Source organism: Xanthomarina sp. F2636L, from assembly GCF_026410195.1.
Lineage (GTDB): Bacteria > Bacteroidota > Bacteroidia > Flavobacteriales > Flavobacteriaceae > Xanthomarina.
In genome coordinates, this window is record NZ_JAPMLM010000069.1 from 133,685 (window position 1) to 156,830 (window position 23,146).

The 23,146-nt window shown below is 33.1% G+C and carries 16 protein-coding genes and 1 tRNA gene; 3 read left to right on the forward strand and 14 right to left on the reverse strand.

Annotated features, from left to right (window positions below; all coding sequences use genetic code 11):
• Nucleotide 1 precedes the first annotated feature (1 nt).
• The 11 genes from mgtE to OS191_RS11875 form a co-directional block, all read right to left on the reverse strand.
• The gene (gene mgtE, locus OS191_RS11825) at nucleotides 2-1,375 is read right to left on the reverse strand and encodes a magnesium transporter (protein ID WP_267155920.1); all 1,374 of its coding nucleotides are present in this window, start codon (nucleotides 1,373-1,375) and stop codon (nucleotides 2-4) included.
• A gap of 41 nt (nucleotides 1,376-1,416) precedes the next feature.
• Nucleotides 1,417-2,208 carry a 16S rRNA (adenine(1518)-N(6)/adenine(1519)-N(6))-dimethyltransferase RsmA gene (gene rsmA, locus OS191_RS11830; protein ID WP_267155921.1) on the reverse strand — a complete coding sequence of 264 codons (792 nt, stop codon included), beginning with the start codon at nucleotides 2,206-2,208 and terminating at the stop codon, nucleotides 1,417-1,419.
• Nucleotides 2,209-2,225: 17 nt separating this feature from the next.
• Entirely contained in the window at nucleotides 2,226-2,549 is a 324-nt protein-coding gene (locus OS191_RS11835) for a DUF4286 family protein (protein WP_267155922.1), read from the reverse strand.
• Between the two features lie 17 nt (nucleotides 2,550-2,566).
• Nucleotides 2,567-3,079: a GNAT family N-acetyltransferase gene (locus tag OS191_RS11840; protein ID WP_267155923.1), complete on the reverse strand. Its 513-nt coding sequence runs from the start codon at nucleotides 3,077-3,079 to the stop codon at nucleotides 2,567-2,569.
• A gap of 53 nt (nucleotides 3,080-3,132) precedes the next feature.
• Nucleotides 3,133-4,908: a tetratricopeptide repeat protein gene (locus tag OS191_RS11845; RefSeq protein WP_267155924.1), complete on the reverse strand. Its 1,776-nt coding sequence runs from the start codon at nucleotides 4,906-4,908 to the stop codon at nucleotides 3,133-3,135.
• Between the two features lie 237 nt (nucleotides 4,909-5,145).
• Nucleotides 5,146-5,271 (reverse strand): hypothetical protein, encoded by a 126-nt coding sequence (locus OS191_RS11850; RefSeq protein ID WP_267155925.1) that lies wholly within the window; start codon nucleotides 5,269-5,271, stop codon nucleotides 5,146-5,148.
• 134 nt (nucleotides 5,272-5,405) lie between these two features.
• Nucleotides 5,406-6,677, reverse strand: coding sequence for a serine--tRNA ligase (gene serS, locus OS191_RS11855; RefSeq protein ID WP_267155926.1), 1,272 nt, complete (start codon nucleotides 6,675-6,677; stop codon nucleotides 5,406-5,408).
• A 123-nt stretch (nucleotides 6,678-6,800) separates the two neighbouring features.
• The gene (locus OS191_RS11860; protein ID WP_267155927.1) at nucleotides 6,801-8,114 is read right to left on the reverse strand and encodes an HTTM domain-containing protein; all 1,314 of its coding nucleotides are present in this window, start codon (nucleotides 8,112-8,114) and stop codon (nucleotides 6,801-6,803) included.
• The gene (locus OS191_RS11865) at nucleotides 8,104-9,042 is read right to left on the reverse strand and encodes a bifunctional riboflavin kinase/FAD synthetase (RefSeq protein WP_267155928.1); all 939 of its coding nucleotides are present in this window, start codon (nucleotides 9,040-9,042) and stop codon (nucleotides 8,104-8,106) included. Before OS191_RS11865 ends, OS191_RS11860 begins: the two co-directional genes overlap by 11 nt.
• A gap of 79 nt (nucleotides 9,043-9,121) precedes the next feature.
• Nucleotides 9,122-11,035: a M43 family zinc metalloprotease gene (locus OS191_RS11870; protein ID WP_267155929.1), complete on the reverse strand. Its 1,914-nt coding sequence runs from the start codon at nucleotides 11,033-11,035 to the stop codon at nucleotides 9,122-9,124.
• Nucleotides 11,036-11,327: 292 nt separating this feature from the next.
• Entirely contained in the window at nucleotides 11,328-14,177 is a 2,850-nt protein-coding gene (locus tag OS191_RS11875; RefSeq protein WP_267155930.1) for a T9SS-dependent choice-of-anchor J family protein, read from the reverse strand.
• 216 nt (nucleotides 14,178-14,393) lie between these two features.
• On the opposite strand from OS191_RS11875, the gene OS191_RS11880 reads away from it, so the two are divergent.
• A complete protein-coding gene (locus OS191_RS11880; RefSeq protein ID WP_267155931.1) occupies nucleotides 14,394-17,144 on the forward strand; it encodes a T9SS type A sorting domain-containing protein in 2,751 nt (916 codons plus the stop codon).
• Nucleotides 17,145-17,192: 48 nt separating this feature from the next.
• On the opposite strand, the gene pth is transcribed toward OS191_RS11880, so the two are convergent.
• The 3 genes from pth to OS191_RS11895 all read right to left on the reverse strand — a co-directional run bounded on the left by pth (nucleotide 17,193) and on the right by OS191_RS11895 (nucleotide 19,591).
• On the reverse strand, nucleotides 17,193-17,828 hold the full coding sequence (pth, locus tag OS191_RS11885; protein ID WP_267155932.1) for an aminoacyl-tRNA hydrolase: 636 nt from the start codon (nucleotides 17,826-17,828) through the stop codon (nucleotides 17,193-17,195).
• Between the two features lie 91 nt (nucleotides 17,829-17,919).
• A complete protein-coding gene (locus OS191_RS11890; RefSeq protein WP_267155933.1) occupies nucleotides 17,920-18,567 on the reverse strand; it encodes a 50S ribosomal protein L25/general stress protein Ctc in 648 nt (215 codons plus the stop codon).
• An 82-nt stretch (nucleotides 18,568-18,649) separates the two neighbouring features.
• Nucleotides 18,650-19,591 carry a ribose-phosphate pyrophosphokinase gene (locus OS191_RS11895; RefSeq protein ID WP_267155934.1) on the reverse strand — a complete coding sequence of 314 codons (942 nt, stop codon included), beginning with the start codon at nucleotides 19,589-19,591 and terminating at the stop codon, nucleotides 18,650-18,652.
• Between the two features lie 144 nt (nucleotides 19,592-19,735).
• On the opposite strand from OS191_RS11895, the gene OS191_RS11900 reads away from it, so the two are divergent.
• Nucleotides 19,736-19,815 (forward strand) — tRNA-Leu (locus OS191_RS11900).
• A 202-nt stretch (nucleotides 19,816-20,017) separates the two neighbouring features.
• Nucleotides 20,018-23,140: an Eco57I restriction-modification methylase domain-containing protein gene (locus tag OS191_RS11905; protein ID WP_267155935.1), complete on the forward strand. Its 3,123-nt coding sequence runs from the start codon at nucleotides 20,018-20,020 to the stop codon at nucleotides 23,138-23,140.
• Nucleotides 23,141-23,146: the final 6 nt, after the last annotated feature.

Below are 23,146 nucleotides of genomic sequence, written 5' to 3' on the forward strand. Positions count from 1 at the left end.
ATTAAAACCCTAAGATCAGTTTTGCTATTAAAAAGTATGTTAGTATGCCAAAAACATCGTTGCTTGTGGTGATAAACGGGCCAGTAGCAACGGCAGGATCAATACCTCTTTTATCTAAGAAGATTGGAATAAATGTTCCAATTAAAGCAGCCATAATAATAACAGCTATCAATGCAATTGCTATGGTTATTGAGATAGTATAAGGGGTGCCAAATACAAAATGAGTAATAATTATCCCAATTAAAGCAATGGCAAAACCATTAACTAATCCCAATAAAAATTCTTTAAAAAGGCGTTTTATTATATTCCCATCTACATTGTCGTTAGCTAAACCTTGAACTACAATGGCTGAAGATTGTACACCTACATTTCCGGCAGTGGCCTGTATTAAAGGCACAAAACTTAAAAGCACGATAAAACTTCCCATACTTTCATTAAAATACTCAATAATACTTGCAGCACCTAAACCTCCAAACATTCCAATTAACAGCCAAGGCAATCTTGCCATAGTTAATTTCCAGATGCTATCATCTGCTTCTACACCTTTGGAAATACCTGCTGCCATTTGATAATCTTTGTCGGCTTCTTCTCTAATAACATCTACAATATCATCGATAGTAATTCTACCTAGAAGTACCATGTTTTCATCAACCACTGGAATGGCTTCCAAATCATATTTTTGCATAATTCTAGCGACTTCCTCGGAGTCTTCATCTACTTTTACATAGTCGACGCTAGTAATATAAATATCTGAAATTTTTTGATCGCTTTTAGCAACAATTAAATCTTTTAAAGATAAGCGACCAATTAGTTTGTTTTGTTTGTTTACCACATAAATGGAGTGGACTCTTCTAACATCTTTAGCCTGACCTCTAATTCTACGTAAACAACCAGCAACGGTCCATGTTTCATAAACCTTTACGAGTTCTTTAGCCATAAGTCCACCTGCAGTGTCTTCGTCGTAGGCTAAAAGTTCTGTGATTTCTGCTTTGTGTTCTTGATCTTCAATTTGAGAGATAACTTCTGCTTGACGTTCTTCAGGAAGTTCGGCAATAATGTCTGCAGCATCATCAGTGTCCAGTTCTTCAATTTCTTCTGCAATTTCTTTAGCCGATAGGTTTCTAAGAACTTTTTCTCGATTGTCTTCATCGAGTTCCATTAATACGTACGAAGTAGTTTCAGAATCTAAAAGTTTGATAACATACATGGCCTCTTCTAGGTTGACTTCATCTAAAATTTCGGCAATATCAGCGTAATGAAACTCATTTAATAACAGGTGGAGCTCCTTATCGTTTTTTGTTTCGATAAGTTGTTCTACTTGTTCTATAAGTTCATCCGTTAATTCAAATTGTATGTTTTCTTTTTCTTCAGACATGAGATTTATCGTCTTTTGACTCTGTCGAAACGACAAAGGTTTTATTCGTTAATATCATTCTCAATCAATTGTGTAAGTTCTATAAACTCTTGTACAGCTAATTGTTCTGGACGTTTGTCAAAGATACTGTTTGCTTTTAGAATATCGGATAAATTGAAAGATTTTAAGCTGTTACGCAGTGTTTTTCTGCGTTGTTGAAATCCAGTTTTTACCACTTTAAAAAGTAAGGCTTCATTGCATGCAAGCGTATAGTTTTCTTTTCGTTTTAACAATAGTACTCCAGAATCTACTTTTGGTGGCGGGTTAAAAACGTTAGGTGGAACTGTAAATAAATATTCAGCATCGTAAAAAGCTTGTGTTAATACAGATAGAATTCCATATACTTTACTGCCTTCTTTCGAACAAATACGTTGTGCAACTTCTTTTTGAAACATCCCTGAAAATTCTGGGATTTGATCTCGCATCTCTAAAGTTTTAAATAGAATTTGTGTAGAGATGTTATAAGGGAAGTTACCAATTATAGCAAAGGGTTGGTTGTTGAAAACCAGATTTAAATCGTATTTTAAAAAGTCTTGCTCTATAACCCGATCGGCTAAATTTAAATAGTTGTTTTTAAGATAGGCTACAGACTCTGAGTCTATCTCTATAACATGTGTTATTGTGTCTTTTTTAAGGAGGTATTTTGTTAAAACGCCCATTCCTGGTCCAATTTCTAGCACGTGTTTATAACCTTTAAACGATAAAGTGTTTGCTATTTTTTCGGCAATGGATTCATCATTTAAAAAATGCTGTCCTAAATATTTTTTTGCTTTTACTTGATGGTCTTTAGACACAATAATTTTTTTTATAATTAGTTAAAAGTAACTGAATATTCGTCAACAATCTCCAATTCAGTTCTAAAAGCCAGCATTTTATCAGAAAAACGCTTTAAACCATCTTGTCTTAAAATATCTGCATGATGCATATAATAAGCTTCTAAATGGTCTCTAGATTTAGCTCTGTATTGAATGGAATAGGTAAATCCTTCAATTTTATCTTCTACTAAAACACGGGTTAATTTTGCTTCAGTAAATTTTCCAGTGGCTAATACTTGCGGTATGTGTTCTTTAATCCAAGTAAGCCATTCGTCATGAATGCTTTCTTCTAAGTTAACTGTAACGTTGTATATAATCATGTCTTAAGTTATAAATATCATAAATCCTTTGCAAATAACAGAAGTTCTTCTTCATCTTCAAAAGGTTTTACCGTTTTTTCAAAAGATAAACCTAACTTCTCCAATAGTTTTATTGAATTTGTATTGGATGGTAAGGTTATAGCTAAAACTTTATCTAAATTAAATATCTCTTTGGCTAGTTTTAAAATCGCTTCAGAGGCTTCAAAGCCGAAGCCTTTGCCTTCGTATTCTGGCAACATGGCAAACCCAATATCTACGTTGTCCAGTCGCTCTCTTTTTACTAAACCACAGGTTCCAATTGGTTTACCTTTTTCTTCTTTAAGCTGAAGTTTATAAAAGCCAAAACCAAACTCTTCGTAGCTTTTAATTGTACCTTCTTTTAAATATGTTTTGGCGTCATCAACTGTTTTTAAATTCCTATCACCTATGTATTTAATCCAATTTGGAGAATTTGACAATTCTAAGAAAAACGGAGCATCATATAATGTCAATTTTGAAATAATTAATCTGTTGGTTTCAGCTACCATCATATGATGTTTTTAGATGAATGTTAAGAATAACTAACTTATAGTCCTAAATGAAATTAATTAATAGCATCGCCACGAAGCGACCTAAATCTATTTCTGGCTTCTACAAAATAGATGCTATCTTGGTAATTAAAGATGATTTTCTCGTAAAGTTCTTTGGCTTTTTCAGGCTGATTTAATTGGTATTTATATAATTCAGCCAAATGGAAATAGGCATCGTCTGCCAGAATTTCATCACTAAAATGAGTGATAATGGATTGATAATTTGCTTCAGCTTTATGGTATTCCTGTTTTTTTTCGAATAATTGCGCTTGTTTGAATAATGCTTGATCTTCGATAGTTTTACCTTTGTGCTCTTTTAGAATTTTATCTAAAAGAGAAATGGCAGCATCTGGCTTATTTTGAAAATCCATTAAATCTGCTTTGGCATATAATTTTAAAGCTGATTGTGTAGAGTCTTCATATTTATTGTCTGTAATAAGCAACATGAGATCTAACGCATCATTAGCAATTAATTGCGAGGTAGAAGATTTTAAGATTTTAAGCTGCGATTCTGCCCATTTAAAATCGCCTTTGTAATAACTGGTTTTTGCAACTTTAAAACGTGCTTCTTGAGCCAAAGTGCTATTTTTTAAATTGCGTTGTATTTGTGTATAATAAATTAGGGCTTCATTAAATTTCTCTTGTAAAACTAGTATGTCGCCTAATTCCATTTTTACTCCTGCTTCTTGAAAGGAATTGAGAGGCAATTCTAAACTTTGTTTTAAAAAAGTGACTGCATCTGTTGGGTTGTGCTTATAAAAAGCTAAAAAATGTGCATAAGAAATTTGTATAGACAGGGTTTGCGTGTGTTTACCATAGGTGTTAAAAATGATGTCATATTCATTTAAAATATCTTTGTATTCGGCTTTGGTAGCTATTCGCGTTTTTATGTTTATTAAGTGGTAATAGGCTTTAAGTTTGGTGTCTAAATCCTGAGCTGTTTCTGTGAGATATGCAAAAATATTTAAAGCTGTTTGATATTCCTTGTCTGCAGAAGCAATAAGTGCCAACTCTTCAATTCTGTCTAAGGATTCTGGTTGTCTAAAGAAAATAGCCTTTTCTTGAGTAAAAGCTCTGTTGTAATCTTTTTGCTGAACAAAAAGCCAACTTAACATTTCGTTCCAAAGTAAATTTTGATCTGTTTGAATTTTCTTAAGAAGAATGCGTTTTAGTAATATATTGTTTTCGTTATCGCTATTTTCGCTTATAAATTCGCTAAAAGCACGTTTAATCGTGTTGATATATGTATCGTTAAGCTCTACAAAATTTAAATAACTTTCAAACATTTTTTCCACATTGCCCTGTTCTCCATAAATACGTGCTAATTGCACATTGAAATTTAAATCTGGTTTTAAAAGCATGGCCTTCTCGTATGCCGTAATAGCTTGATCCAACAGAGATCTGTCTTCAAATGTTTTTCCTATTATAAAAACAAAATTCGGATTTTGATCTATGGTTGCTAAAGCATTTTCGTATTGTTTTTCAGCTTCAATAATATTGTTTTGTAACTGATAGTTGTAACCCAATTCAATAAGTAATGGAGGATAATTTAGTTTTGAAATCTGATTTAATAATAAGGATTCAGCATCTTGGTATTTTTCTAATTGCTGAAGAGATTTTACTAACTGAAGAAGATAAGAGTTGTTATTTGGAGATTTATCATACAATCTCTGATAAGACAATGAAGCTTTCTCGAAATCACCATTTTTATAGTACTCGGCTGCAACAATATCTTCTTGCGAAAACATGTTAATACAGCATAAAAAACTTAAAATGAATAGAAACCTCATGGCATTACTTTGTGTAAATATAACAAATGTGATTTTTAGATTTTGTATGAATCTTGATTTTTAAGAATGATTTAGGATAGATTGAAGAAAGTTTCCGGTTTTCACTAAATATATAACATAAAAAAATGCCTGAAGAATCTCCAGGCATTTAACCAACCAAAATAAATGTGCTATTAATCTTGTATACTTTACATGATTCAATTACTCGATTGGGGCAATTATTAATTACCAAATCAATTATTTAGTGGCAGCAGCAGTTAATGTGTTATTTTCGGATTTTGGAATATGAAAATCTGAAAACAAAACTTTACTTGCTAAAACAACTAAGGCAATGAGTAGAAAAATACGAACAACATTTTTCATTATAAGTAGGTTTTTTTATTTGGGACTACTAACATGAAAAAAAATAATTAATAAACAAAGAAAAACGCTAAAAAATCGTTGAATAACGTTATTTTTTAGCGTTTTATCGATAAAAAAAGAATAATCCTACAATATTAATCAATTATTTTAAAGCCAGTATAGGGTACTAAAACGTCAGGAATTTCAATACCATCTTTGGTTTGGTAATTTTCTAAAATACCTGCAAGAACTCTTGGCAAGGCTAGAGAACTTCCATTTAAAGTATGAGCCAATTCGTTTTTACCTTCATTATTTTTAAATCGAAGCTTGAGTCTGTTAGCTTGAAAAGTTTCAAAATTAGAAACAGATGAAATTTCCAACCATCTGTCTTGTGCTGTTGAAAACACTTCGAAATCGAAGGTTAGGGCAGAAGTAAAACCTACATCTCCACCACAAAGTCTTAAAATTCTGTATGGTAATTTTAATTCTTTTAATATGGTTTTTACATGTTCTACCATGTCATCTAAAGCTTCATAAGAACGGTCTGGATGTTCCACACGTAAAATTTCAACCTTATCAAATTGGTGCAATCTGTTTAAACCTCTTACATGAGCGCCATAACTTCCAGCTTCACGTCTAAAACAAGGGGTGTAACCAGTAATTCCTATTGGTAAATCGGATTCATTTAAAATAACATCTCTAAAAATATTCGTTCCTGGAACTTCAGCCGTTGGAATCAAGTATAAGTTATCTTCAGTAACATGATACATTTGGCCTTCCTTGTCAGGAAGTTGCCCAGTACCAAAGCCAGAAGCTTCGTTTACTAAAAGAGGTAATTGATACTCTGTATAACCTGCAGCTGTATTTTTATCAAGAAAATATGCAATTAAAGCTCGTTGTAACTTGGCTCCTTTACCTTTGTAAACAGGAAATCCTGCTCCAGTTATTTTGTTACCAAGTTCAAAATCTATGATGTCGTATTTTTTAGCCAATTCCCAATGTGGAAGTGCCTCTTTGTGTAGTGTAGGGATAGTCCCTTCACTAAAAACAATTTCATTGTCGTCTTCTGTACTTCCTTTTGGAACAGAAGCATGTGGCACATTTGGAATCTTATATAGCAACTGGTTTAAAGCTTCAACTTTTTCGTTAAGTGTTTCAGTTAAGGTTTTAGTTGCTTCTTTAAGTTCAATAGTTTTTTCTTTTAAAACATTGGCTTCAGCAGCTTTTCCGGATTTAAACAAGTTGCCAATCTCTTTAGATAAGGTATTGGATTCTGCCAATGTGTTGTCTAAAAGTGTTTGTGTTTGACGTCTGTCTTCATCTAAAGAAATAACCTCATCAATCATTTTTGTAGCATCTAGATTTCTAACAGCTAATCTTTTGATAACGTCTTCCTTGTTTTCTCTAATAAAAGGTACTTGTAACATGTTTTATGAAATTTAAGCAACAAATTTAAGGAATTGCCAAGAGATTTAATCCTACTTAGTAAGTTTAATTGCTAGATGTTTTTGTGGGAAGAATTATAAACACTTTTGTAATATTTTGTGTGTTTATTTAGAGGGTAAAATCCAATCGCAGTGTTTAAAAGTATTCCATTTTACTTTAGTTAAATCTATATCTGGATCTATAAGTTGTTTATAAGGAGAACCATTGATACTAATTTTACAATCCACATAAACAGAAATATCGTCTTCTCCTTTTTTTGCATAGATATCTTTTAAGCGTTGCGAAAACTGCCAAATAACATCTGGCTTAGTGGAAACTAAATGAATCTGCTTATTGCTTAAATAATCGGTTAATTTAATATTGGTAGGTTTTTGAGTTCTGTTATTAACAACTCTAAAGACAGAAAAACCTTGTTTGGAGCGCAGCATCATTCGCCAGGACAGCCTATGGCCTTCTTCGGTCCAAAGTACATGGTCTTTTATAAAATGTTGTCTTAAAGGAAGTGCAATTTGGATAGTAAAATAAATGGCACCTACGGTTATTAATAGATTTCTATATGAAGGAATTATAATTTTATTTTCACTGTAAAAAGGTTTCTTTTTTAAAAAGAGCTGATGAATAGTTTTTGGTTCGAAAAAGAAAAGTGCAAATGCCAAGGATAGATATGGAAAGATGCCCACCTGAAACACAAAAGAATTAAATAAATGAAAAAATATAGATGCAAAAAACGCCCATTTTCTAGTAGGTTTATAAAGTAACAATGGAATAATTAATCCATCGAATAAAATACCACCATAGGCCAAAAAGTAATGCATCCATTTTTGTTGAAGTAAGTCGCCTACAAGAAAGTAATGTTGTTTGCTTTTCATTAAAATTTCAATGAAGGTGGTGTCTAACCAATCTGGGTATATCTTGGCAATGGCTCCATAGGAGTAGACAATAAGCATTTGAAAAATAAAAACGAGACGACACCAATTTGGCATGGATATGTTTTTGATGTCTGGGTTGTTTCTAGCGTCTAAAGAATAATACCTATTTGCTGGTTGAAAAACCATAATGGCACTAAGCAAAATCAATAAATAATAATGATTATTATAAGATGCTTTTTGCATAAAGTAGGTGCCAGCCCACAGAATGGTAAACATGATGGTACTAAAGCGATATTTATACCCAACCATGATGAACAAACCAAAAATCCCCATGACCAAGTAATAAAGGTACATCAGGTTACCTGGTAGAGGCTGCAACCACTCAAAACCTATAAACGAAAACGTAAATTCTGGATCGATAAGGGTTCTTTTAATCCAACCCGTAAAAATAGCTCCAACAGATTCTAAAAAACATAAGAGACCAAAAATAATTCTGAAAACTATTAAAGAACTATTGTCTATATGTTTAAAGAGAAAGTTATTTAGCATGGAGCTTAGCGATGTGTTTTAAAGAGGTTTCCTTGTCTTTTAGGAGTTGTTCTTTTAGTTCGGAAACCGAATTAAATTTTTGTTCGTCTCTAATTCTATCCAGTAATTCAATAACCAAGGATTCACTATAAATAGACTGATTAAAATTGAAAAAATGTATTTCTATGGATTGCTCGTTATTGGAATCAATGGTTGGATTGAAGCCAATATTCATCATCCCAAAAACGGTTTGGTCTTGTATGCTTGCTTTAACAATATACACACCTTGTTTTGGAATGAGCTTGTAGGTTTCTGTAATGTTTAAATTGGCTGTTGGAAACCCGATGGTATTTCCTAAACCTTTTCCTTTTACAACATGTCCACTAAGCATAAAATTGGAGCCTAAATACTTATTGGCAATTTTTATATTGCCTTCACTTAAAGCTTTTCTAATTTTTGTGGAACTTACTGAAACATCATTAATATCTTGAGCTGAAATTTCTTCAACTTCAAAATTGTATTGTTTTCCAAAGACTTTTAAGTCGTCTATATTGGCTGCTCTATTTCTTCCAAATTGGTGGTCGTAACCAATAATAATTTTTTTAACCCGAAGTTGCTTTACTAAAACTTCAATAACAAATTCTTCAGCCGTTAAACGCGAGAATTCTTTAGTAAATTCTTTCACAACCAAGACATCCAATCCAAGTTGTTCAAGAATATAGCTTCTTTCGTCAATGGTATTAATGAGTTTGATGTTGGCATCTTTTTGTAATACCATTCTGGGATGAGGAAAAAATGTTAAGACAACAGATTTTAAATGACTCTTTTTGGCAGCCTGTACTAAGCGTTCAATAATTTTTTGATGTCCAATATGGACCCCATCAAAAGTGCCAATGGTTACAACGGTGTTGAAATCAAAATCGAGCTTAAGTGACTTGTAAATTTTCAAGATTGAATTATTTCTCCAAAAATAAATAAAGAGGACTGATAAACATCAATCCTCTTTCAAATTTATTTGGTATTAAGATTTATTTCTTAATGAAAGGTAAAGAAACTTGATTAGATTCTTTAGCTATTTTAATAAAATACATCCCATTGCTTAAGCTAGACGTATTGATTGACAAATCAGCTTTGTTAGCAATGTGCTTGCTAAGAACAACTTGCCCTAGCATGTTGTAAACTGCATAGCTGTCTGGCACATTGGAATTAGTCGTTTTAATGTGCAATATATTTTTAGTTGGGTTAGGGTAAATACTTATGGTACTGCTTAATTCAAATTCAGAAGTACTTAAAGACGATACAATAATAGATGTGTCTTCTGAACTTCCATATTGTCCACCACTAAAAATTAAAGTATCATCAGCAGTTCTTAATTCGTAAGAGCCATTACCATAATTACAACACATGCCATCTCCATAGGAGTCATTTATGGTAAAGGTATAACATCCAGTTGCAGTTAAAGTGAAAATTTCATCAATTGGAGTTGTGTTGCCATTTGTGTATGGTCCACCAGAATATAGAACACTGCCTGATGCATCACTAAAAGTCCAGCTAGTTTCAGAACCATAATTATCAGGAACAAGATGTAGTTTCACCTCATTTGTTGTGAAAGACCCTGAGCTTGAAAAAACTTGGGAATCTACATTGTTACAGGCTCGTGCATCTGTAGTGCTATTAACATTTATAATGCTTGCATTTAGGGTTTGAGTACCACCACTTGCAGAAATTGTTGGAAGAGTTGCTGTTGCATATTCCCCATAAGCTAAAGAACCCGTCCAATTGTAGTTAGTAGCATCAGCTCCATCTACATCATAGCTAATGGTTGCAGCCGTTAAGGTGGAAGTTCCCCAATTTATAATCTTTATATTAGCGTTAACATCTGTTGTACAAGGTACGGTACTTAAACATTCAATAGCTATCTCAGCATCATTTGGTACTGCAGTAATTGGGTCTGCACCATTTGATGAAACTAAACCTAATCTTGAAGACGCTAATACGGCTTGTACTCTAACTTTCTGTCCTGCAGTATAGGTATTCATACAGGTGTCGTCTGTGTAATCCATATAATTCTCAATCATATCTAAAGTCCCACATGAAACATGACCAACTGGGCACCCATAATTAGGTGAATCTACAGCAGGAGTATCGGCAACTTCATCTCCAGTTCCCCCACAACCTCCTTGGAAGGTGTGATATAATCCTAAATAATGACCAACTTCGTGAGTCATCGTACGTCCTTTATCATATGGAGCACTTAATTGGAATGTGCCATCATCGTAATCAGAACTTCCAAAATAGGTATGACCAGCACTAACGCCATCTGTATTTGCTGGACCACCAGGAAATTGGGCAAATCCTAAATAACCATCCATGCCACCTACATATTTAGAAGACCACATATTCATATATAAATCACGATTCCAAATGGTTTGTGTTTTCCAATAATCAATGTCTTCAAAACTCGGTGTTCCGTCTTGACAAATGTTTACACGATTAATTCCATTGGTTGGACATCCATCTGGCGTTCTTTGAGCCATGACAAATTCCACTTCTACATCTACACCTCCAGCAGTACTTTCACCAGGAGTTCCTACTATCATTCTAAAATCTTGATTCATAACTGTAACCTGCGATAGTACTTGTGCGTCCGAAATGTTTGCTCCAGTACCAATAGGCTCGCCATTATGTAAGACATGAACAACAAGAGGAATAGAAACCACAGCTCTACGTTGTGGAGATTGACATATTTCTTGAATTTTTGCTTCTAATTGCTGTTTAAATGTCTCGCTACCCATCATGCTTGGGTTATTTGCAATCAATCCAGCATTGTAAAGGTCTGTTAAACACTTGGTGTTTTCTTGTGTATTTTTTTCTTGTGCCATTAAAAAACCAGGCATACATAATAGTATAAAAACTAGTTTGGCTAAAGTAATTTTTTTCATAAAGCAGTGATTTATTGGTTATAGTGTTTTTAAAGTTTCTCTCTTTGTTATACGTTGTAAAAGACCATATTCAAAACATATTGAAAATTGAGCATGAAGAATTTTTTAATATGCTATTTTATAAAAAAATGGAATATTCAATAAAAGTATAAAAAAATGTTAAAAAAACACCTCAATAGTTTATTTAGTGTGAATTAGATATGAAAATTTAACATAAGGCAAAAAAATAGCTATAAAAAAAAAGAGGATTGATAAACATCAATCCTCTTTTAGATTTATTTAATATTAAGATTTATTTCTTAATAAAAGGTAAAGAAACTTGATTAGATTCTTTAGCTATTTTAATAAAATACATGCCGTTACTTAAGCTAGACGTATTGATAGATAAATCAGCCTCGTTAGCGATACGCTTACTAAGTACAACTTGTCCTAACATGTTGTAAATAGAATAGCTATCAGGCAATTCGTTTACATTAGCTACAGAAATGTTTAGAGTATTAGTAGTTGGATTAGGATATAATCCAATGTTGTTATCTAGAGCATAGTTTTCTACACTTAAATAAGCATTTAGAGGGCCAAAATAGAAATCTCCATCAGCACCAGTAAAGCTTCCTTCAAGAGTTACACCTGTTGATCCATAACTACCAAGAGTTGCAGGAACAATATCTTCAACACTTCCACTTACTTCTCTAATAATATATAAGTCTGCTCTTACTTGTCCTGTAGCACTTTCCCAACCTGAGATTTCAGCTTCAGTAAAATAAAAGGAAGTCATAACATCACCAGTTGTGTTAGCAGCATCAGTATCAATATTAAATGCTTTGTCCATTACAAATTCACCTGAATCTGGATTCTCATACATTTGAGCTCCATTACCAGCACGCGTTACAGCAATATTAGCACAACCGTAATCAAAACTATCATTGTTTTGTATGTTAGCCATAATGTTGCCAGAAGCACTATCATAAGCATAAGCAGAACCCATGCCTATTAAATCTATTTGAGCAGCTGTACCTCCTGTGTTAATAGCCGTTTGAACAGAGTTTTGTGAATAAGATGTAACACTAAAATCATCTACCATAAACATATATCTATCTGCAGAAATACAGTGTATTCCAATTCTAATTTCTTGGTTGTTATAAGCTGATAAGTCGTATGTGTCTTCAGTCCATGTTCCATAAGGAGCTGTTAATGATGCAGGAGATATTAAAGTGAAATCTGCTCCAGAAGTAGGTGAACCGGAGCCAACATATACGCCTACATTATAATTTTCTGGACCATAAGAATTAGACATGGCTTTTACCCAAAAAGATACAGAGTTCCCAGAAGCTCCCAAAGAAAGGACTGGAGATACTAACCAATCGTCATTTGCTGGGTTTGCACCTGGAACTGCTGCCCAAGCTGCTGCATATTTTGCACCACTTCGTGGATCAAAATCTCTTGTTTCTGTACCAGAGGCTGCATTGGTAACTCCTGCTGCTGCTGGATTAAAAATTTGATAAGCCATGGCAGCATTAGCGTTTGGCCAAGTAGGAGTAGCTGTTCCACCTGTATAGGTGTCTAAGCCATCATCATCAATAGTAATCCAATCTCCTATACCATCAATTATAAAATCAGTATAGCTTTCAAAATCATCACTAAATAAAGTAGTAACAGCACCTGGATTTGGAGCAATATCATCATCTAAAATGGTAAGTGTTAATGTCTCATTACCGTTAGTTGCTAATTCTGCATCACCACCACCAGCATTTAATGACATGTTTATAATAACTGTTTCATCAGTTTCAATATAAGCATCTTCATAAATTCTGATTATTAGGTTTTGAGCTGCATTAGATCCAGCTGGAAAAATAACACTAGGTGTTAAAATTTCATAATCAGACATATTTGTAGCAGTTCCACTGGCAGAAAAAGTAACAGTAGCATTTGCTGATGCACCTAAACCAATAACTACAGGAACGCTTATGTCTCGAGAAGTACAGCTTGTCCCTTCAACTTCATTCATATTAGGAGTGCTAAAAGAAATTATTGGTGAAGAACTACCAGTTGTTGAATTCGGTAAGTTTGAAATACCATCAGCATTATCAAGAACCGTTAACATTCTATTTACTTGATCGAAAGTAAAGATGTTCATACAAGCATCGTTGGTATAATCCATATAGTTTTCAACCATATCAGGACCTAAACCATCACTTGGACATCTGTCTATAGTTGGACATCCTCCATTAGATGTTGTAGAGTCAGGAGTATCTGCACAATAATCATCGTTTGTACAAGAGGAAGTATCTCCCCAAATATGTCTTAAACCTATCCAGTGTCCCACTTCATGTGTTAATGTACGTCCTAAGTTGTAAGGAGCAGCTGTTCCTGGATTAGAAACAGAACCAACACTTCCTGCTAATACTACAACACCGTCGGTTAAAGCAGAGCCACCATCAGCAGGCATCCCTGGTAAGGTAGAATTAGAAGGAAACTGTGCATACCCTAATAAACCACCACTAAGATTTGCAGTCCAAATATTTGCATATAAAGAACGATCCCAAACTGTCGCTTGTTTAATACCGCCATTCATGGTTGCTTGTGATTGTGCACCTGCGTACCCATAAACTCTATCGATACCTGGTTCTGGTAAAGGGTTTCCGGATGGATCTACCATAGCAGGAATAAAATTAATTTCTGCATCTGCGGCAGAAGGATGTGTACTCCCTGCTAAGTTTCTAAAATCAATATTTAATTGATTTATTTGAGCTTGAATTATTGAAGCAGGCAAATCGTTAGCATCTCCTGCAGTATTTGTAATTACGTGGAAAATAATAGGAATATTAACAACAGCTCTTCTGTAAGTGCCATCAGCTATTTCTTGTGCTACACGTTGTTTACGAGCTTCTACTAAAGGTGCTAACCAATTTTCGAATTCTTCTGTCGATTGAATGTTAGGATTGTTTTGCTTACGTAGTGCTTCCACTTCTACGGTAGCACATCTTATAAATCCTGTTTCGTTAAAATGTCTTTGATTATCCTCTGTTAATTGTAGAGGCTCATGCGAAATGGCTTTTGTAGATGATTTTTGTTGTGCATGCAAACTAAAAACCATTAAAAACACAAATAAACCAATAGCATTTTTTAAGTTGTTTTGTTTCATAATTTAATAATTAAAAAAGTTGTTTTAAGAGTAAGTTGTAAATTTAAATAAAAATAACAAGATATTTATAGATAGCCAGTCCTAATTATACAATTAGTATGGATTTATGCAACATTTTAACATATTTAGATGTTGCATATTGATTTTCAATACTTAAAAAACAAATTAACCAGTATTTTTTTTACTTTTAAAATCTAAACAAATAAATAACAAACTATGCAATTTAAAATTACTAAAGTCTTATTGAACAAAATGAACTTGCTATTACTTATAGCTTTATTGTTCAGTATGAATCTAATGGCCCAAAAGCCAATGCCTGTAAGAGATTTTGAAATTAGTCTTGAAGCAGATGAAAAAGTGACCTCTGAGATTAAAAGCAATATGCGTCTTAATCTAGAAACTGGACTACCCATAGCGCTTTATGGATTAAATTACGAAGTACCTCAGGGAACGCCAGAAACAATGGCTATGTACTATATTACTAATGAATCTGAAAGATTTGGAATTAAGAAAAATGAAATTGTAAATCTACATCATCATGCTACTAGAACTACAAATGCAGGTTCGGTAGTGCGTTATCGTCAGTATTCAGGAGTTTATCCTGTTAATAAGGCAGAATTAACGATTACCATTTCACCACAAAATAAAGTGGTTTATGTTATGAATAGCTATGAACCAAATGTAAATATGGCAAACGTAGAACCATCTGTGACCGAAGAAGGAGCTTACCAAATGGCATTAGATTATTTAGATGTTAAGAATGCTGTAACTTACAATGATAGCCGTTTAATGGTTTATAAAAACACCAAAATAGCGCGCCTAGCATATGAGATAACTATTTTAACAAGTAATCCTCTAGGTGAATGGCATGTGTTTGTGGATGCTCGTACCGGAGAAATATTTAAAGTGGCAGATATGGCACATTATAATTGCGACCATAAAAAAGGAAATCATAATACAGATTGCAATCAAAAAGAAGATCATGGCACAACTGAAGTATATAGAAGAGCAGTTGGAACAGGAATGGTTTTTAATCCAGATCCATTATCCTCTAACACCGTTGTTTATGGAACAAGTGGTTATGTAGATGGTAATGATGCGAATACCCCAGAACTTGAAGCTGCAAGAGTTAGTGTTGTTTTAAATGATATTACTCAAACTGGAAGCACCTATTCTTTAGTTGGTCCTCGTGCAGAAATAATTGATTTTGATGCTCCTAATACAGGCTTGTTTACTCAAAATTCTTCAGATTTCAATTTTACAAGAGATCAGCAAGGTTTTGAAGCTGTTAATGTTTATTATCATATTGATTATCTAATGGATTATATTAACAATACCTTAGGCAGCAATATTATGCCTTACCAATATGCAGGTGGTGTTCAATTTGATCCACATGGCGCAAATGGTGCAGATAATTCTTATTATACTAGTGGTGCTGGACGTTTGGCTTTTGGTGAAGGTTGTGTAGATGATGCTGAAGATTCTGATGTTATTCATCATGAGCTAGGTCATGGACTTCATGATTGGGTTACTTCTGGTGGTTTATCACAGGTGAATGGTTTGAGCGAAGGCTCAGGAGATTATGTCGCTCAATCTTATAATAGAGGTGTAAGTATTGCAAATGGTTATTGGACTTCAGCCGATGCTGCATGGAATTATGTCTTTAATTGGGATGGCCATAACACGTGTTGGAATGGAAGAATTACCAATTATTCAGCTGTTTATCCTGGAGGCTTAACGGGTTCTATCCATACAGATGGACAAATTTGGGCAAGTTGCTTAATGACCGTTTGGGATGAAATTGGGCAACAACGAATGGATAAGATTTTCTACGAAGGATTAGGGATGACAAATAGTTCTTCAAATCAGAATGATGCTGCAGTAGCAGTTTACCAAGCTGCTATAAACTTAAATTATACGACTACTGAAATAAATGACATTCATGCAGGCTTATCAGCCTGTGGTTATACCTTGCCGGCATTAGATGGGCCACCTGTTGCTGCTTTTAGTGCAGATAATGAAAGTATTTGTTTGGATTTGAACAACACTGTAAATTTTATGGATGAAACATCTCCCAATGGAACTTCATGGGCATGGACATTTGAAGGAGGTACACCAGCAACTTCAACAGCTCAAAATCCAACGGTTACTTACGCGGCAGATGGATCCTACGATGTAACTTTAGTTGTTACTAACGCTTTTGGATCAGACACGCTTACTTTAACAGATTATATTTCTGTGGTTTCTGGAGCAGCTTGCCCTTCTTGTAATACAGCAACAGTTAACCCAAATACCACTATTTCTACTACTGGAGGCATTTCATACACCTCTACTATTGTTATTGCTGAAGATGCTCCTATTACAGATGTAAATGTTACAATTAATATAACACATACATGGGATGCAGATTTGGATATTTTTATAACAAGTCCTTTAGGAACAATTGTGGAGCTTACATCAGATAATGGAGGTAGTGGAGATAATTATATTAATACTGTTTTTGACATGGATGGAGTAAATGGATTAATAACTGCAGGAACACCACCCTTTACAGGAAGTTATATACCTGAAGGAAACTTAAATGATTTAAATGGCGAGTTATCTGCCGGAAACTGGGTTTTAACTGTTGTTGATGATGCAGGTGGTGATGGAGGAACTTGGAATTCATGGTCTTTGGAGCTCTGCACAAGCCCAACGGTTTCTATTGCTGAAAATACGTTTGAAGTGTTTTCTATCTTTCCAAACCCTAATAATGGAGAGTTTACGATACACTTAAACTCGACTTCCAATAAGGATATTCATGTTCAAGTTTATGATTTAAGAGGGCGTACTGTATTTAATAAGACGTATTTAAATTCTACCGATTTTAATCAAGTTATCAATATGAACAAGGTTCAGTCCGGATTGTATTTAGTAAAAGTTAATGATGGCGAAAGACAAACTATCCAAAAAATAATTGTTGAATAATAAGCTTTAAATTAATACCAAAAAGGGAAGCTAAGTAGCTTCCCTTTTTTATTTTCCATTAAAGGTATTCATGGTATTGTTTATGCCTGCAGTTCCAAAAGATTTAATGAGCTCAAAAGATTTGTCTAGACGTTCTGGAAGATTTTTGTTTTCTTCTTCGTTCCATTCTCCTAGTACATAATCCACTTGAGATCCTTTGTGAAATTCGTCGCTAATTCCAAACCTAAATCGGTTGTAGTTGGTGGTATTTAATTTTTCTTGTATATCTTTTAATCCGTTGTGTCCACCATCGCTGCCTTTTGTTTTTAAACGAATACTGCCAAAGGGTAAGTTTAGGTCGTCTGTAATTATTAGTAGATTTTCTAAAGCTATTTTTTCTTTTGTAAGCCAATAAAGCACGGCTTTCCCACTTAAATTCATATAGGTGCTTGGCTTTAGTAAGATAAAGGTTCTTCCTTTAAATTTATAGCTTGCTATGTCTCCTAGTTTTTGAGTCTCGAATGTTAAGGCTTCTTTATGTGCAAGATGGTCTAATATTTTAAAGCCGATATTATGTCTGGTGTTTGCGTATTTTTCACCGATATTTCCAAGACCAACAATTAAAAATTTTTTCATGGAGTCTGTATCTTCAGTAGGTACCAAAGAATTTTGTTTATTGAATATTTTTTTAAAGAAGTGAAACATTTTATTGTTTAAACAAAAATAAAAAAAGCATTCTGAATCCCGATGACTATCGAGGCAGAATGCTTTTATATAATTTAAAACTTGTTAAAGTCTATTCTTGAGTTTCAGTAGCAGCTTCTGGAGTTTCTCCTCCTTCTGCTCCTTCTGTACCTTCAGTATCTTCGTCATCATCTTCAGTAGCAATTGCCATAGCAGCTCTTGCACGTTTAATTTGACAAACCACTGTGTTTTCAGGATGCATAATGTTGTAAGCTTCGTTTTCTAAAGCAGTTACATATAATTTGTTTCCAATTTTTAAAGGAGTAATATCTACTTCAATAAAATCTGGTAAGTTTTTTGGTAATGCTTTTACTCTTAATCTACGAGAGTTTTTACGTAATACACCACCAGCTTTTACACCTACAGAATTTCCAACAAAGTGAACTGGAATTTCCATCATGATTGGTTTGTCTTCGAATAACTGATAGAAATCGATATGTAAGATTTTATCTGTTACCGGGTGAAATTGAATGTCTTGCATAATGGCACTGAATGTATCGCCATTTTCTAGCTTAATCACAACTGTATGCGCATTAGGCGTATATACCAGTTTTGAGAATGCTAATTCTTCAGCAGTAAAATGCACTGGTTTATCTCCTCCGTATAATACGCAAGGAACCTGGCCAGCATTACGTAAGGCTTTTGTTGCTTTTTTGCCTACGCTTTCTCTTGGAGATCCGTTAATTGTAATTGATTTCATTGTTTAAAATATATAGTTATTATTAATATTCTTTTTTAATTGTCAAAAAACCTAATTTATAGTAGTTGAACTTAACTGAAAACTACATGATAAATTTAGAGCTAATCGACTTATTATAATGCACATTTTGCATTACTCCAGCAAAAAGTTCTGCGCAGCTTAATACGCGAATTTTGTTGCTTTTTTGTTTAAGAGGAATAGAATCTGTAACGATTAATTCTTCTAGTTTTGAATTTTCTATTCTTTCGTAAGCATTTCCAGACAAAATAGGATGTGTACAAATGGCTCTAACACTTAAAGCGCCTCGTTCCATCATTAAGTCGGCTGCTTTTGTCAAGGTTCCTGCTGTATCTACCATATCGTCCACTAAAACAACGTTTTTACCAGTAACATCTCCAATAAGTTCCATATGAGAAATAATATTGGCTTTAGCTCTTTGCTTGTAGCAAATTACCACATCACTTTCTAAAGCTTTAGAGTACGCATAAGCTCTTTTCGATCCTCCCATATCTGGAGAGGCAATGGTTATGTCGTTTAAATTTAAGCTTTGTAAATAAGGTAAAAATATGGTGGATGCAAATAAATGATCTACAGGTTTTTCAAAAAAACCTTGTATTTGATCGGCATGTAAATCCATGGTAATAATTCGTGTAGCTCCAGCAACTTCCAGCATTTTTGCTACTAATTTAGCAGCAATAGGGACCCTTGGCTTATCTTTACGGTCTTGTCTTGCCCATCCAAAATAAGGCAAAACAGCTGTAATATGTCTAGCCGATGCACGCTTAGCAGCATCGAGCATTAATAACATTTCCATTAAGTTTTCTGGACCAGGATGTGTCGAACCTATTATAAATACACGGGTACCTCTAATAGATTCTTCATAAGATGGTTGAAATTCACCATCACTGTAGGTTGAAGTGATTACATTACCTAAATCCACACCATAAGCTTTAGCAATATGTATTGCTAGATCTTTACTCTGTGTACACGAAAAAATTTTAGCTTCTGTGTTTGTGTTTGGCATTGGTAATCTGTTGTATAATAACGAATTAATCCGTTTTTGTTTAACGAGGTGCAAATTTAGGAATTTATTTCAACTCCAAATGCATAAAAGAGAGTATTTTTAATTGTTTGTCGTAATTTATTTTCTAATTTTGTAACCTACTTAGCTCAAGTGGTGGAATTGGTAGACACGTCGGATTCAAAATCCGATTCTTCGGAGTGTGGGTTCGATTCCCACCTTGAGTACTTGAATTAGCTGTAAAGCGTTGTAAAACAATGATTTACAGCTTTTTTATTTAATTTTCTGCCGAAATTTTGCCGAAATATTATTTGTTTTACCAAATGAATTTGCTTTAATTTTATTTAATTTGGATTAATCTAAATTACTAGTTTTCTTAATACATTTATGTTTTTATTGCTATTTTTAGTCAATAATTTAAACTAGCCAATGCCAATATTCCAAAATACAGTAGTTACAAAATATCTACAAACACAAAACATTAAATCTATTACCACTAAATGGGAACTGTTCCAAGCCTATTTTCATAACCTAGAGATACAAGACAATATTAGAAATAGTAAAGAAGAGCAGTTTCAAGAAGGCTTTTTAAGAGAACTATTTGTAAAGGTTTTAGGCTACACATTAAACCCAGAACCTAACTTTAATCTAACTACAGAACTCAAGAATGTAAAGGACAGTAAAAAAGCTGATGGAGCTATTATTATCAATGATGATGTTAAAGCTGTAATAGAGCTTAAAGGAATGAACACAACTGACTTAGGCAAAATAGAAACACAAGCCTTTGGGTACAAGAATAACCAATCTAAATGTACTTATGTTATTACTTCAAATTTTGAGAAAATAAGGTTTTACATTGATAATGCTATTGAACATATAGAATTCAACTTATTTACACTTACTGAAAAGGATTTTGAATTACTGTACTTATGTTTAGCCTTTGAAAACATAAGTAAAGACATACCCTCTAAAGTCAAGAAGGACTCATTAAGTGAGGAAGATGTGATTACTAAAAGCCTGTATAAAGACTACTCGGTATTTAAAAGAGAATTATACCAGAATCTAGTTAGCTTAAATCCACAATTTGATAGCCTAACATTATTTAAACAATCTCAAACTTTACTAGATAGGTTTTTGTTTTTATTCTTTGCTGAGGACAGACATCTATTACCCCCAAACTCTGTTAGATTGGTATTAAGCCAATGGAAAAAACTACAGGATTTAGATGCTTACACACCACTTTTTGATAGGTTTAAAAAATACTTTGGCTATTTAAACACAGGTTTTAAAGGTAAGAATTATGATGTCTATGCCTATAATGGTGGCTTATTTAAGCCTAATGAAGTATTAGATAACATCGTTATAGATGATGACTTATTATACAAGCATACTTTAAAGTTGTCTGATTATGATTTTGATAGTGAAGTTGATGTCAACATTCTAGGACACATTTTTGAAAACTCACTCAATGAAATAGATGAAGTTAAAGCTGAATTAGAAGGACAAGCAGTAGATAAATCTAAATCTAAAAGAAAAAAAGATGGTGTGTTTTACACACCTAAATACATCACCAAATACATTGTTGAAAATACTGTAGGCAAGTTATGTGAAGACAAGAAGGCTGAACTTGAAATAGTAGAAGCAGACTATATCACTGACAAGAAAAGACAAAAGAAAACCATTAAAGGTTTAATGGATAAATTGACCACTTATAGAGATTGGCTTTTACAATTAACCATTTGTGACCCAGCTTGTGGCTCTGGGGCATTTTTAAACCAAGCACTAGATTTCTTAATTGCAGAACATGGTTATATAGATGAGCTACAAGCCAAGCTCTTTGGTGATGCTATGGTGTTAAGTGATGTGGAGAAAAGCATACTAGAAAACAACTTGTTTGGTGTTGATTTAAATGAAGAAAGTGTTGAAATTGCTAAACTTTCTTTATGGTTAAGAACAGCTCAACCTAACAGGAAATTAAATGATTTAAGCAACAATATAAAATGTGGTAATAGTCTAATTGATGACCATGAAATAGCTGGAGACAAAGCATTTAATTGGAAAAAAGAATTTCCTAATATTTTTGCTAAAGGTGGTTTTGATGTGATTATTGGGAATCCTCCTTATGTGCAAATACAAAGTATGGGAGAAATAGCTAATGACCTAAAAAAGCAAAACTTTAAAACTTTTGAAAGAACAGGAGATTTATATTGTTTGTTTTATGAATTAGGCAATATTATACTAAGAAATAATGGATTACTAGGCTTTATAACATCTAACAAATGGATGAAAGCAAATTATGGGAAATCTTTAAGGAATTATTTTATTGATAATACCCAACCAATAGAAATTATAGATTTAGGCTCTGGCATTTTTGAAAGTGCAACTGTAGATTCTAACCTTTTTATATTTAAAAAAGATTTAAATACACTCAGAAACTCCTTTAAAGCTATGGATTTAACTAAAGAAAAAAGCTTTTTAGATTTTACTATTTATGAAGATAAAAAAGTAATTATTTCCTTTAAACATGATGATGTTTGGACAGTTTCAAGCCCACTAGAGCTACAAATAAAACAAAAAATTGAATCCTTTGGCAAGCCATTAAAAGATTGGGATATTAAAATAAATTATGGTATAAAGACTGGTTTAAATGAAGCATTTATAATTAGTGAAGAGGTAAAAAATAAATTGATTAAAGAAGATGCAAAAAACTCAGAAATTATTAAACCTATTTTAAGAGGTAGAGATGTACATAGATATTGTATTGATTATGCCAATTTATATTTAATAAATAGTCATAATGGTTATAAAAATGTGCCAAGAATTAAAATAGAAGATTATCCTTCAATTAAAAGTCATTTAGAGCAATTTGAACCTCAATTATCTAATAGAGGTGATAAAGGTGATACTCCTTATAATCTTAGAAGCTGTGCATATTTAGATGAATTTAATAATGAAAAGGTATATTATAATGAAATTGGTAATTCTATTGAATTCTTTAGTACAAATGATATTATATATTGTAACAATAAACTTTTCTTTTTAACTAGTATTAATACAAGCCTAAAATTTTTAACTAGTTTTTTTAATTCAAGATTATATCAGTTTTATTTTTCTTTAATATTTAATTTTGGAGGAGGAAAAGGTAGAGAACTATTTAGTAAAATTCCTATTCCAAAAATCTCACTTTCAAACCAAAAGCCATTCATAGAAAAAGCAGACCAAATGCTAACTTTAAACAAAGATTTGCAAGAAGTATCTAGTAAATTTCAAAGAACACTACAAAGAAAATTTGAAGGTTTAGAAAAGCTACCTAAAAAACTAGAAAACTGGTATGAGCTTACCTATGCAGATTTTATAAAAGAACTTAAAAAGAAGAAAATAGTTTTGTCTTTAGGTGAAGAAGCAGAATGGGAAGATTACTTTATAGCAGAACAACAAAAAGCAGTTGCTTTAAAAACCCAAATTAACCAAACTGATAAAGAAATAGACCAAATGGTTTATGAGTTATATGGTTTAACAGAAGATGAAATTAAGATTGTAGAGAATAGTTAAAGCACA

Bases quoted from the DNA above. Each gene is read 5' to 3' on its own strand.
- OS191_RS11890 (WP_267155933.1), bottom strand. From the start codon at position 18,567: ATGAAATCAATTACAATTAACGGATCTCCAAGAGAAAGCGTAGGCAAA.
- OS191_RS11840 (WP_267155923.1), bottom strand. From the start codon at position 3,079: ATGATGGTAGCTGAAACCAACAGATTAATTATTTCAAAATTGACATTA.
- serS (WP_267155926.1), bottom strand. From the start codon at position 6,677: ATGTTACAAGTACCTTTTATTAGAGAAAACAAGGAAGACGTTATCAAA.
- mgtE (WP_267155920.1), bottom strand. From the start codon at position 1,375: ATGTCTGAAGAAAAAGAAAACATACAATTTGAATTAACGGATGAACTT.
- OS191_RS11835 (WP_267155922.1), bottom strand. From the start codon at position 2,549: ATGATTATATACAACGTTACAGTTAACTTAGAAGAAAGCATTCATGAC.
- OS191_RS11905 (WP_267155935.1), top strand. From the start codon at position 20,018: ATGCCAATATTCCAAAATACAGTAGTTACAAAATATCTACAAACACAA.
- OS191_RS11880 (WP_267155931.1), top strand. From the start codon at position 14,394: ATGCAATTTAAAATTACTAAAGTCTTATTGAACAAAATGAACTTGCTA.
- OS191_RS11860 (WP_267155927.1), bottom strand. From the start codon at position 8,114: ATGCTAAATAACTTTCTCTTTAAACATATAGACAATAGTTCTTTAATA.
- OS191_RS11870 (WP_267155929.1), bottom strand. From the start codon at position 11,035: ATGAAAAAAATTACTTTAGCCAAACTAGTTTTTATACTATTATGTATG.
- pth (WP_267155932.1), bottom strand. From the start codon at position 17,828: ATGTTTCACTTCTTTAAAAAAATATTCAATAAACAAAATTCTTTGGTA.
- OS191_RS11850 (WP_267155925.1), bottom strand. From the start codon at position 5,271: ATGAAAAATGTTGTTCGTATTTTTCTACTCATTGCCTTAGTTGTTTTA.
- OS191_RS11845 (WP_267155924.1), bottom strand. From the start codon at position 4,908: ATGAGGTTTCTATTCATTTTAAGTTTTTTATGCTGTATTAACATGTTT.
- OS191_RS11875 (WP_267155930.1), bottom strand. From the start codon at position 14,177: ATGAAACAAAACAACTTAAAAAATGCTATTGGTTTATTTGTGTTTTTA.
- OS191_RS11895 (WP_267155934.1), bottom strand. From the start codon at position 19,591: ATGCCAAACACAAACACAGAAGCTAAAATTTTTTCGTGTACACAGAGT.